Annotated in this window: 10 protein-coding genes; 2 read left to right on the top strand and 8 right to left on the bottom strand. The window is 74.2% G+C overall.

Annotated elements, in window-relative coordinates; genetic code table 11:
• The first annotated feature begins 402 nt into the window (after positions 1-402).
• Positions 403-2376, top strand: coding sequence for an N-acetylmuramoyl-L-alanine amidase (locus tag ACIHAA_RS31175; protein ID WP_399823072.1), 1974 nt, complete (start codon positions 403-405; stop codon positions 2374-2376).
• A gap of 68 nt (positions 2377-2444) precedes the next feature.
• On the opposite strand, the gene ACIHAA_RS31170 is transcribed toward ACIHAA_RS31175, so the two are convergent.
• From ACIHAA_RS31170 to ACIHAA_RS31140, 7 genes are all read right to left on the bottom strand, one after another.
• Positions 2445-2942, bottom strand: a complete 498-nt coding sequence (locus ACIHAA_RS31170) for a hypothetical protein (protein WP_399823071.1) — start codon at positions 2940-2942, stop codon at positions 2445-2447.
• Between the two features lie 332 nt (positions 2943-3274).
• Positions 3275-4171, bottom strand: a complete 897-nt coding sequence (locus tag ACIHAA_RS31165; protein ID WP_399823069.1) for a universal stress protein — start codon at positions 4169-4171, stop codon at positions 3275-3277.
• Between the two features lie 133 nt (positions 4172-4304).
• Positions 4305-4547: a DUF397 domain-containing protein gene (locus ACIHAA_RS31160; RefSeq protein WP_399823067.1), complete on the bottom strand. Its 243-nt coding sequence runs from the start codon at positions 4545-4547 to the stop codon at positions 4305-4307.
• 82 nt (positions 4548-4629) lie between these two features.
• Complete coding sequence (locus tag ACIHAA_RS31155) at positions 4630-5796, bottom strand: thiolase domain-containing protein (RefSeq protein ID WP_399823066.1); 1167 nt, start codon at positions 5794-5796, stop codon at positions 4630-4632.
• On the bottom strand, positions 5793-6863 hold the full coding sequence (locus tag ACIHAA_RS31150; protein WP_399823064.1) for a lipid-transfer protein: 1071 nt from the start codon (positions 6861-6863) through the stop codon (positions 5793-5795). Before ACIHAA_RS31150 ends, ACIHAA_RS31155 begins: the two co-directional genes overlap by 4 nt.
• Complete coding sequence (locus ACIHAA_RS31145; protein ID WP_399823062.1) at positions 6860-7810, bottom strand: Zn-ribbon domain-containing OB-fold protein; 951 nt, start codon at positions 7808-7810, stop codon at positions 6860-6862. Before ACIHAA_RS31145 ends, ACIHAA_RS31150 begins: the two co-directional genes overlap by 4 nt.
• A gap of 73 nt (positions 7811-7883) precedes the next feature.
• On the bottom strand, positions 7884-8684 hold the full coding sequence (locus tag ACIHAA_RS31140) for a crotonase/enoyl-CoA hydratase family protein (RefSeq protein WP_399823060.1): 801 nt from the start codon (positions 8682-8684) through the stop codon (positions 7884-7886).
• Positions 8685-8878: 194 nt separating this feature from the next.
• Here ACIHAA_RS31140 and ACIHAA_RS31135 point away from each other — a divergent pair, with 194 nt between their 5' ends.
• Positions 8879-10495 (top strand): acyl-CoA synthetase, encoded by a 1617-nt coding sequence (locus ACIHAA_RS31135; RefSeq protein WP_399823059.1) that lies wholly within the window; start codon positions 8879-8881, stop codon positions 10493-10495.
• A 27-nt stretch (positions 10496-10522) separates the two neighbouring features.
• Here ACIHAA_RS31135 and ACIHAA_RS31130 read toward each other — a convergent pair whose 3' ends face one another.
• Positions 10523-11359, bottom strand: a complete 837-nt coding sequence (locus tag ACIHAA_RS31130; RefSeq protein WP_399823057.1) for an alpha/beta fold hydrolase — start codon at positions 11357-11359, stop codon at positions 10523-10525.
• Positions 11360-11552 lie beyond the last annotated feature (193 nt).

Below are 11552 nucleotides of genomic sequence, written 5' to 3'. Positions count from 1 at the left end.
CGGCCCCTCTGGGGGTTTGGGGGGGGGCCGGGGGGCGGGGGGGGGGGGGGGGGGGTTTGGGGGGGGGGGGGGGGGGGGGCCCCCGCGGGGGGGGGGGGGGGGGGGGGGGGGGGGGGGGGGGGCGCCCCCCCCGGGGGCCGGGGGGGGGGGGGCGGGGGGGCCCCCGGCGCGCCCCCCCCCCCCCCGGACTCTTGTCGTTTGCGCGCCCGTTCGGGTCATTGGTCCACTCCACTGACGCCCCGCAGGCCGGGTCGCCACCCCGGGGAAAGTCCGCGCCACCACCGCTGACATGGGAAATCACCGGCGTACGCGCGTGATTGACGGATCGTCACCGAGCGAGTACCACTGACGCACGTCCGACCCCCGCACGCCCCGGCGCGCCGACCGTCCCAGGAGGCTGCATTGCGAGGTTCCGCCACCGACCACTCCCCCGCCCGGTACAGACGCGCCCTGCGGACCGCGGGCGCCCTCGCCTCGGCGGCGTTGCTGCTGCCGCTGCTGGGCGCCGCCCCGGCCCCGGGGCGGGCGACCGCCCCCACGGGGCTCCAGGGCGCCTTCGCCGCCGCGGCCGCCGAGTACCACGTGCCGCAGAGCGTGCTCCTCGGCGTCTCCTATCTCCAGTCCCGGTGGGACAGCCACGGCGGGGCGCCGAGCGTCTCCGGCGGCTACGGCCCGATGCATCTGACCGACGCCCGCGCCGCCCTCGCCCAGGCCGCGCACCACAGCGAGGGCACCGAGGACGCCCGCGGCGACCAGGCCCGTCCCCCGCTGCTGCCGACGACGAAGGCGCCCGCGAGCGCCGGACTGCCCGCCCGGCTGAAGACCCTGACCCGGGCGGCCTCGCTGACCGGTATTCCGGCTGCCCGGCTGCGTACCGACCCGGCCGCGAACATCGCGGGCGGCGCCGCGCTGCTGGCCGCGGCGCAGCGGCAGCTGGGCGAGCCGCTCGGCGCCGACCCGGCCGACTGGTACGGGGCGGTGGCGGAGTTCTCGTCCGCGGACGACCGGGCCACGGCGGCGGCGTACGCGGACGATGTGTATGCGGTGCTGCGCTCGGGCGAGCGGCGCACCACGGACACCGGCCAGAGCGTCGTGCTCGCCCCGAGTCCGGCTCTGGCGCCGGACACCGCGCAGTTGGCCAGGACCGGGCTGCGCACGGCCGACGCCGACGGGACCGAATGCCCGAAGAGGGTCTCCTGCGAGTGGATCCCGGCGCCCTACGCGCAGTTCGGCGACAACGACTACGGCAACCACGACCTGGGCGACCGCCCGGCGTCCCAGCGCATCCGGTACATCGTCGTCCATGACACCGAGGGCCAGTGGGACGGTGTGATCAACCTGGTCCAGGACCCCACCTATGTGTCCTGGAACTACACCGTGCGCTCCACGGACGGGCTGATCGCCCAGCATGTGAAGGCGAAGGACGTGGCCTGGCACGCGGGCAACTGGTACGTCAACGCCGCGTCGATCGGCATCGAGCACGAGGGGTTCCTCGCCGCGCCGGACGCCTGGTACACGGAGGCGATGTACCGTGCGTCGGCCCGGCTGGTGAGGTATCTCGCCGACAGGTACGGCATTCCGCTGGACCGGCAGCACATCCTCGGGCACGACAACGTTCCGGGCCCGACGGCCGCGTCGGTCCCCGGGATGCACACCGACCCGGGTCCCTACTGGGACTGGCGGCACTACTTCGAGCTGCTGGGGAGGCCCTTCCACACCACCGCGGGGCCCCGGGGCGGCCTGGTGACGATCCTGCCGGACTACTCCGCGAACCGGCCCGCCTACACGGGCTGCACCGCCCCGGGCACCCCGTGTGCGGAGCACGGATCCAGCGAGGTGCGGCTGTACAGCGCCCCCGACGCGTCGGCGCCGCTGATCAAGGACATCGGGCTGTACCCCGGCGGGAGCGACTCGACGATCGATGTGAACGACGTGGCCTCCCGGGTCTCCACCGGCCAGCGGTACGCGGTGGCCGGACGGGACGGGGACTGGACGGCGATCTGGTATCTGGGCCAGAAGGCGTGGTTCCGCAATCCGCCGGGGCGGCGGACGGCGGTGAACGCCTCCGGTCTCGTGGTGACACCGCGGGAGGGCCTCACGGACATCCCGGTCTACGGCCGGGCGTACCCGGAGAAGGAGGCGTACCCGCAGGGGGTGCCCGCGCAGTCGGTGTCGCCGCTGCCGTACCGCCTGCCCGCGGGCCAGCGGTACGTGGTGGGCGACCGGGTTCCGGGTGAGTACTACTACGCGGTCACCTTCACCACGGACTCGCACCGGGTCGTGGTCGGCAAGGACCTGTACTACGAGATCCAGTTCGGTCACCGGGTGGAGTTCGTCCGGGCGGCCGATGTGCAGGTGGAGCGCTCGGACGGGTAGCCGCCGGACTCCTCGGACGCCGAAAGGGCCGGACCCGCCGTGCGCGGGTCCGGCCCTCGGTGCCTTCCTCAGCCCTGCTGGAACAGCTCGGCGGGCAGCGGCTTCAGCAGTGCGTAGAGATCGTCGGTGATCGGGCGGTCCCAGGCCGCGATGGTCACCAGCACCTGGTCGCTGCGGTCGAACTGCACACAGGAGACGCGGCTCTCGGAGAGCTTGAGACGGCGTACGACAAGCAGGTTGTCGCCCTGCATCACCGGGATGTCCTCGGTGCCGACGACGGTGACCTCCTCGTCGTTGTCCAGGGCGAGGAGCAGTTGGGCGACCTCGAAGGGGATCTCGCCCTCGGCGACGTCGCGGGCCGGGGAGCCCTGCGGCAGATTGCCGATGATCATCGCGGTGCCGCGGCCGCCGAAGAGGTCGTACCGCAGGAAGACACCCTGGCAGCTGCCGTCGGGTGCGGGCAGCAGACCGGCGCCGAGGTTGCCCGGCCAGTCCCCCGGATCCATGGCCAGTACGTCGAAGTCGGGCCCGGCGGGAGTGGCGCTGCGGCGGCGGAGGAAGGACATGCCGCCATGGTACGTGCCCGAGGGGGCGGCAGGGCTCTGGGTCCGGCCCGGTGCCGGAGCCGGTCGGCGCGTCCGCGGCCAGTCGGCAGAGCCGGTCGCCGCCTCCGCGGGCGACCGTGACGGGCGCCTGCCGTGGGCGGCGGGGCACACCGTGGCGGGCGGGGCACAGGGGGCCGGTCGGCGTTCGGGGAGGGGCCCCGCCTGTCGGCGATGCGGGGCCTTTTTCGGGATTCCCGAAAGGCGTCCGCCCTGTGCGCGGTGGTCGCGCCCATGCCGATGTGCGGCCGGGGTCGCCGGGAAACGCTCGCGCCCCCGGTGGAGGGGGCCTGCGGTCAGCCGTCGGTGTGGGCGGGGTCCGCCGCGGGCGGGATCACCGCGACCGGGCTCGCCGCGTGCAGCAGGACCGCCTGGGTCACCGAGCCGATCAGCTGGGCGGGTGCCGGGAGACGACGGTGATGGCGGCCCACGGCGACGAGTTCCGCGTCCCGGGAGGCGGCCACCAGGTGTCCCGCCGGGTGTCCGGGCGGGGCCGACAGCTCGACGCGGACGTCCGGGTGGCGTTCGTGCGGGGCGGCGAGGAGGGCCGCGGCCCGGGACCGGATCTCGTCCTCGACGGTGTCCTCGTCCAGGGCCGGGGGCATGAGTTCGCCGGGGGCGGGCCAGAGCTGCACCGGGGGCCACGGATATCCGGCGATCACCTGGAGCCGGGCGCCCCGGCGGTCGGCCTCCGCGAAGGCGAAGGCGAGGGTGGCCTCCACGGGTCCCTCGACATGCAGGCCCACGACGACCCGCGGCCCCGGTGACAGGGGTGGGCCCGCGTGCACCTCGCGCCCCGGCCGCGGTACGACGACCACCGGGCAGGGGACGTCGCGGGCCGCGGTGAGACCGGTGGAGCCGAGCAGCAGCGGGGCGAAGCCGCCGCGTCCGCGGGAGCCGAGCACCATCAGCCGGGCGTCGGCGCCCAGTTCGGGCAGCAGCGCGCCGGGAAGACCTTCCAGATCCGCGTACTCGACGAGCGGGCGCTCGGGCCGCTCCTCGACACGGGCCCGCGCCTGCTCCAGCACGTCGTCCCCGGCGGGCTCCGACGGGTCCCCGGTCGGCGCGCCCGGGCGCACATGGACCACACGCAGCGGTGCCGCGCGCAGCCGGGCCGCGGTCAGTGCCCAGTCCAGGGCGCGCAGGCTGTCGTCCGACCCGTCGACGGCCGCGACGACCGGCAGGGTGCTCATGGGATGGCGCCTCCGGCTCACAGCGGTGATCGTTCCGGGGCCAGCCTGGCGCAGTCGGCGGCCCCGGGACGGTGTCCACGGCCGCGTGTCCGGAAATTCCGGGCGGGTCGGGAGCCGCTCTCGGCGGCGGGGCTCAGGTGAGGTCGAACTCCCCCTCCCGCGCGCCGGACACGAAGGCCCCCCACTCCGCCGGGGTGAAGATGAGGGACGGCCGCTCGGGACGGCCGCTGTTCCGCATCGCGACAAATCCTTCGACGAAGGCGATCTGGACATCTCCCAGCCCGCGGCTGCTGGAGTGCCAGTCGGCGTTGGTCAGGTCCAGCTCCGGCTTGTCCCAGCCCGTGAGCGGATACTGCTGGGTGGTGCTCTCGGCCACGTCCGTGCTCCTCCCGGTTCGTCGTCCGCGGCCAGCCTAGCGATCGTGTCCCCCGGCCGACAGGGCATGGGGACGGATGCTCTCAGGAGGTCGGCGGCCGGTCGCCGACCAGCCACATGGAGAAGAACTGCGCACCGCCCCCGTAGGCGTGCCCGAGTACGCGGCGGGCCCCTTCCACCTGGTGTTCTCCGGCCTGGCCGCGTACCTGGAGGGCGGCCTCGGCGAAGCGGATCAGACCGGAGGCGCCGATGGGATTGGTGGAGAGGACACCGCCCGACATGTTGACGGGCAGCTCCCCGCCGAGTTCGGTGACGCCCGACTCGGTCAGCTTCCAGCCCTCGCCCTCCTCGGCGAATCCGAGGTTCTCCAGCCACATCGGCTCGTACCAGGAGAACGGCACATACAGCTCCGCCGCGTCGATCTCCCGGCGTGGGTCGGTGATGCGGGCCTGCCGGTAGACCTCGGCGGCGCAGTCGGCACCGGCCCGCGGGGAGACGAAGTCCTTGCCCGCGAAGAGGGTCGGTTCGCTGCGCATGGCGCCGCCGAGCACCCAGGCGGGCGGCCGGGGCGAACGGGCCGCCCCGGCGCGGTCGGTGAGCACCAGGGCGCAGGCGCCGTCGGAGGAGGGGCAGGTCTCGGAGTAGCGGACGGGGTCCCAGAGCATCGGCGAGTTCCGCACCCGCTCCAGGGTGATGTCGTGTTCGTGCAGATGCGCGTAGGGGTTCTTGAGCGCGTTGCGCCGGTCCTTGTACGCGACCAGGGAGCCGATGGTGTCGGGGGCGCCGCTGCGCCGGATGTACGCGCGCACATGCGGGGCGAAGAAGCCGCCGGCACCGGCCAGCAGCGGCTGCTGGAAGGGGACCGGCAGGGACAGGCCCCACATGGCGTTGGACTCGGACTGCTTCTCGTAGGCGACGGCCAGCACCGTGCCGTGGACCCGGGCGGCGACGAGTCTCGCGGCGACCAGTGCGGTGGAGCCGCCGACCGAACCGGCCGTGTGCACCCGCAGGACGGGTTTGCCGACCGCGCCGAGGGCGTCGGCGAGATACAGCTCAGGCATCATGACGCCCTCGAAGAAGTCGGGGGCCTTGCCGATGACCACCGCGTCGATGTCGGCCCAGGCCGTCCCGGCGTCGTCGAGCGCCCTGCGGGCCGCCTCCCGGACGAGTCCGGCGATCGACACGTCCCGGCGCGCCGCGGCGTGCCGGGTCTGGCCGATGCCGGTGACGGCCACGGGCTCCTTGCTCATCGCGGGTCTCCCTCGAGGACGGCCACCAGGTTCTGCTGGAGGCAGGGGCCGGACGTGGCGTGGGCGAGCACGCGGTCGGACGCGCCCCGGTGGATGCGGGCGGCGGCCTCGCCGATGCGGATCAGCCCGGCGGCCATGACGGGGTCGGGGGCGGGGCCTCCCGCCGAGGGGGTGACCAGGACGTCCGGGCCGAGGCGCAGCGCCTTGCGCAGGACGACCTCCTGGGAGGTGAACGGCGCATGCAACTCCGCGGTGTCCACGGGCCGTTCGAAGGCCCCGGCCCGTTCGGCGGCCAGGCGCGCGGACGGGGAGTCGGTGAGGTCGCGGGCGCCGGGCGCATGGGTCTCGATGCGGTGGTCGATGCCCCGGATCCAGGCGGGCCGCCGGCACAGCTCGCGGGCACGCCCGCCCGCCGCGAGGAGCACGGCGGCGGCGCCGTCGCCGACCGGCGCGCAGTCCCCGGTGCGCAACGGCCGTACGACGTAGTCCCCTTGGGGCGCGGGACCCTGCGGGCGGGCCGGGGGGCCGTCGGTGGCGGGTTCGCGGCCGCGGGCGGCGATCCGGGCGAGCGCGGGCTCGTCGGTCTCGCCCGCGTCGATGAGCGCCTGTGCCTGGAGGGCGGCGAGGGCCACCGCGTCCGGCCACAGCGGGGCCAGGCAGTAGGGGTCGAGCTGGCGGGTGAGGACATCGCGCACGGATCCCGCGGACGGTGTGCCGTACGCGTAGACCAGCGCGGTGTCCGTGTCGCCGGTGAGGAGTTCGGTCCAGGCCTCGTACAGCGCCCAGGCGCCGTCCATCTCCACATGGGACTCGGAGACCGGCGGCCAGGCGCCCACCGCGTCCAGGGCGTGGGTGAAGGAGAAGGCGCGGCCCGCGAGATAGTCGCTGGAGCCGGAGCAGACGAAGCCGATGTCTGCGGCCCGCAGGCCGCTCCGGGCGAGGACCTCGTGCAGGACCGGCAGGAGCATCTCGGCCTCGGAGGGCTGCTCGCCCGCGGGCCGGGGGCCGGTGCGCGCGAAGGCGATGACGGCGATCTCGCGGTGGTGCGCGGTGCCTTCACCGGTCACAGCAGCTCCCTGTAGGTGTCGTAGGCGGCGTCGGGTTCGCCGGTGGGCCGGAAGTGGTCGGGGTGGAGCGCCCCTTCGGCCCAGACGGGCTCGACGCGCAGCCCCATCCGCACCTGGTCGTGGGGGAGGCCGCCGATGCGCCCGTGCAGGGCGAGGTCGGCGCCGTCCAGTGCGATGTGCGCGTAGACGTACGGCACTTCGAGGTCCTGGTGCGCCGGGTGCGCGGACTTGATGTTGACGACGCAGTAGGTGGTGACGGTGCCGCGGGGCCCCACCTCGACCTGTTCGGCGGTGGCGACGCCGCAGGTGGGGCAGGCGCCGCGCGGGGGGACGTACACCTTGCGGCAGGCGGGGCAGCGTTCGCCGACGATGCGCCGGTCGGCGAGGGCGTCGAGGTGGGCGGACTGGGCGCGGCCGGGTGTGTAGGTGTAGTCGAGGCGGGCGGGGGCGACGATGCCGGTCACGGGGTCCGCGAAGGTGCCGTCGTGGCCGGTCGTCGGGGCCGGTTCGCCGTCGTAGGGCTCGAAGCAGGCGATGTCCGTGATGGCGCCGCGGCGCTCGGCAGCCCAGCGGACCCGGACCCGCATTCCGGTGCGGACGGCCTCGGGTCCGGAAGCGTCCAGGGCGTGCAGGAGTGCGGTGTCGGCGCCGTCCAGCCGGACCAGGACCCAGGCGAAGGGGGTGCCGAGGGGCTGGCCGCGGCGGGGCGCGTGGTTCCAGGCCCAGGTGGTGACCGTGCCGGTGGGGGCGACTTCGACCAGGTCGTGGAGTTCGTCGGCGGTGACGGGGTCGTACTCGGCGGGCGGTACGAGGACGCGGCCGTCGGTGGTCCGCGCGCCGAGGACGACGCGTTCCCGCAGTCCGGTGAGGAAGGCGCTGTGCACGGGGCCGAGGGAGCGGGTGAAGGGGAACTCGACGACGATCGGGGCGGTGCGGGCTGGGGGCATCCGGGGTGTCTCCTCGGGTCGGCCGCCGGCGACCGCCGACGGCTGCCGACGGCAGCCGCGGGCCGGGCGCGGGTCAGGCGCGCTTGTAGACGGGCGGGCGCTTCTCCGCGAAGGCCCGGGTGCCCTCCCGGGCGTCCTCGGTGTCGAAGACCGGCCATCCGCGCGCGAGTTCGGCGGCGAGACCGTCGGCCTCGGTCATGTCGGCGGTCTCGTAGACGGACGCCTTGACGGCCTCGACGGCGAGGGGTCCGCAGGCGTTGATCCGTTCGGCGATCTCCAGGGCGGTGTCCAGGGCGCGGCCGTCGGGCACGACATGGCCGACCAGGCCGACGGCGGCGGCCTCGGCCGCCGAGTAGGGGCGTCCGGTGAGCAGCATCTCCAGGGCGTGGGTGCGGGGGATCTGGCGCGGGAGGCGGACCGTGGAGCCGCCGATGGGGAACAGTCCTCGCCTGACCTCGAAGAGCCCGAAGGTCGCGGACTCGGCCGCCACCCGGATGTCGGTGCCCTGGAGGATCTCGGTGCCGCCCGCCACACAGGGGCCCTCCACTGCGGCGAGGACGGGTTTGCGGGGGCGGTGGTGGCGCAGCATCGCCTTCCAGTGGAGGTCCGGGTCGGCGGTCAGCCGGGCGCGGTGGCGGGGTTCCGCCGTCGCGCCCCGGGCCAGTGCCTTGAGGTCCATCCCCGAACAGAAGGCGCCACCGGCTCCGGTGAGCACGATCGAGCGCACCCGGTCGTCCCGGTCGGCCTCGATCCAGCCGTCGTACAGCCCGATCAGCATCGGCAGCGAGAGCGCGTTCCTCGCCTCGGGCCGGTTGAGCGTGAGCACCAGGGTGGCGCCCTCGCGCCGGACGGTGAGGTGTTCCGTCCCGCTCATCGCCTGCTCCCCTCTCCGGGACTGGAACGACGAGAACAGGGTGCAGGAGGCGGACGGCCAGGACAAGAGTTTTCTGACAGACAGTCAGATTTTGTGGCCGCGGCCCTTCACAGCTGGGTCCGCCTTTGCTCTGATGACCGGCGGAGCCAGGGGGAGGCGCGGATCGCCGGGTGCCGCCGGGGACGGGAGGAGCAGTGGAGTACAACCTTGCCGACCTGTTCGAGTCGGTCGTCGATGTGGTGCCGCACCGTGAGGCGCTCGTCCACCTCGACCATCCGGGTACCGGGGCGGAACGCCGCCTGACCTACGCACAGTTGGACGCGGCGGCCAACCGCATCGGGCACCGGCTGCTGGACAGCGGGATACGCCCCGGGGAGCACCTCGGGCTCCAGCTGTACAACGGGGTGGAGTACCTCCAGACGGTGCTGGGCTGCCTGAAGGCGCGCATCGTTCCGGTCAATGTCAACTACCGCTATACGGCGGAGGAGTTGGCGTATCTCTACGTGGACACGGATCTGGCGGCGCTGGTGGTGGACGCGGAGTTCACCGACCGGGTGGCCGCGGCGCTGCCCCGGTGCCCGGGGCTTCGGCTGGTGCTGCGGGTGGGGGCCCCGTCGCCGGACGCCGCCGCGCTGCCCGCGCAGGGATTCGCCGACGCGGAGGCCGCGGGGTCACCGGAGCGCGGCTTCCCGGCCCGCTCCCCGGACGACCGGTTCATCATCTGCACGGGCGGTACGACCGGGATGCCCAAGGGCGTGGTGTGGCGGCAGGAGGACCTGTTCTTCGCCGGGCTCGGCGGGGGCGCGCCGAACGGGGAGCCGGTGCGCCGACCGGCGGAGCTGGCCGAGCGGGTGGCGGCGGGCGGGGACGGCATCACCTTCTTCCCCGCTCCCCCGCTGATGCACGGCACCTCCACCCTCACCGCGTTCATCGGCTTCGGCTTCGGCCAACGGATCGTGCTGCACCGCAGGTTCGCGCCGGTGGAGGTGGTGCGGACGGTGGAGCAGGAGCGGGTCGGCGTCCTGTCCGTGGTGGGGGACGCGATGCTGCGGCCGCTGATCGACGCGCTGAGCGGGCCGATGAAGGGGGCGGACTGCTCCTCCCTGTTCAGCGTGTCGTCCTCCGGGGCGATCATGTCGGACAGTGTGCGCGCCCGCTTCCAGGAACTGGTGCCCGGCGCCCTGCTGCTGAACAACTTCGGCTCCTCGGAGTCGGGCTTCAACGGCACCGCGACCGACGACTCCGGGCCGGAGAGGGGCTTCCGCATCCGGGTCAACTCCCGTACCCGGGTGGTGGATCCGGTGACCCGGGAGCCGGTATCGGCCGGGCAGCCGGGCCGGGTCGCACAGCGGGGCCATGTGCCCCTCGGCTACTACAACGACCCGGAGAAGACCGCGGAGACGTTCTTCCACCGGGACGGCGAGCGGTGGGTGCTGCTCGGCGACATGGCGACGGTCGACGAGGAGGGGGTCGTCACGGTCCTCGGCCGGGGCTCGCAGTGCATCAACACCGGTGGCGAGAAGGTGTATCCGGAGGAGGTCGAGCAGGCCCTGAAGGCACATCCGGATGTGTACGACGCGCTGGTCACGGGGGTGCCGGACGCGGTCTGGGGGAACCGGGTGGCGGCGGTGGTGCAGCTGTGCGAGGGCGCGCCGCGGCCGACCCTCCAGGAGATCCAGGCGCATTGCCGACCGCGGCTGGCGGGCTACAAGGTGCCCCGGCAGCTGGTGATCACCGACGCCGTCCGCCGGTCGCCGAGCGGCAAGGCGGACTACCGCTGGGCGAAGGAGGTCGCGGCCGCGGCCCGCTGACCGCCCGGGGCGGCGGGCCGGGCGGCCTCATCCGTCGAGGAAGTCGCCGACCCGGGCGGCGAACCGCGCCGGGTCGTCCAGCCACGGGTAGTGGCCCGCCGCGGGCTGGACGTGGAACTCGGCGTTCGGGGCGATGTCGGCGACGCCGCGGGCCAGTTCGGGCCGGGGGCCGCCGTCGAGTTCGGCCGCGTGGACGAGGACGGGGATGTCCAGGGCGGCGAGCGCGGCCCGGGTCGCGGGCGGATCGTAGGCGCCCTCGGAGCCGTAGACGGCCGCCGCCTCGTCATTGCTCTGCTCGTCCTCGGCCCGGCGGTGGTCCTGGGCCGCGGTGTCCCAGCGCCCGTAGAAGAAGGGCGCGAAGGCGGCGTCGTAGTCGCCCTCCCCCGCAAGCCACGCCTCGAAGGCCGGGAAGGCGTCCTGGAACCAGGGCTCGCCCTTGCGCAGCAGGGCCGCCGCGAGCCGCTGCCCGGGGGTGGCGGGCATGCCCAGGGCCCAGGGGATGGCGGTGATCAGGGCCAGCCGGGAGACGCGCCCCGGATGGCGGAGCGCATGGAGCAGGGCGAGGCTTCCGCCCGCCGAGTGCGCGAGCACGTCCATCCGCTCCAGACCGAGGTGCTCGCGCAGCGCCTCCACATCGTCGACCAGCCGGTCACAGCGGTACGTTCCGGGGTCCGCGGGTGGCGCGGAGTCGCCGGTGCCGCGCAGATCGAGCAGGACCAGCTGGCGGCGGGTCGCGAGTCCCCCGAGGTCCCCCAGGTACGCGGACGCCCGCATGGGGCCGCCGGGGAGCACCACGAGCGGTTCGCCCGTGCCCCTCAGGTGGTAGGCGAGCCGGGTTCCGTCGTATGCGTCGAAGGTGGGCATTTGCTGATCTTCACGGCCGGGAGGCCGTGGACGCAATGGGGTTCCCGAGAGTCGGCACCGGGCGCGGTGACGCCGTCGAAAAGTGGACACCGACCCCTTGCCTTCGGGCCACGGAGCTGGATTACTGATCCCCACAAGATCCGACCGAATGATCGGTCGCCCGGAATGATGTGATTGACGAGGGAGACGCCCT

This window comes from Streptomyces sp. NPDC052040 (genome assembly GCF_044548405.1).
Classification (GTDB): Bacteria; Actinomycetota; Actinomycetes; order Streptomycetales; family Streptomycetaceae; genus Streptomyces.
This window is presented reverse-complemented; position numbering and strand designations above follow the sequence as displayed.

Bases quoted from the DNA above. Each gene is read 5' to 3' on its own strand.
- ACIHAA_RS31170 (WP_399823071.1), bottom strand. From the start codon at position 2,942: ATGTCCTTCCTCCGCCGCCGCAGCGCCACTCCCGCCGGGCCCGACTTC.
- ACIHAA_RS31165 (WP_399823069.1), bottom strand. From the start codon at position 4,171: ATGAGCACCCTGCCGGTCGTCGCGGCCGTCGACGGGTCGGACGACAGC.
- ACIHAA_RS31155 (WP_399823066.1), bottom strand. From the start codon at position 5,796: ATGAGCAAGGAGCCCGTGGCCGTCACCGGCATCGGCCAGACCCGGCAC.
- ACIHAA_RS31145 (WP_399823062.1), bottom strand. From the start codon at position 7,810: ATGCCCCCAGCCCGCACCGCCCCGATCGTCGTCGAGTTCCCCTTCACC.
- ACIHAA_RS31140 (WP_399823060.1), bottom strand. From the start codon at position 8,684: ATGAGCGGGACGGAACACCTCACCGTCCGGCGCGAGGGCGCCACCCTG.
- ACIHAA_RS31130 (WP_399823057.1), bottom strand. From the start codon at position 11,359: ATGCCCACCTTCGACGCATACGACGGAACCCGGCTCGCCTACCACCTG.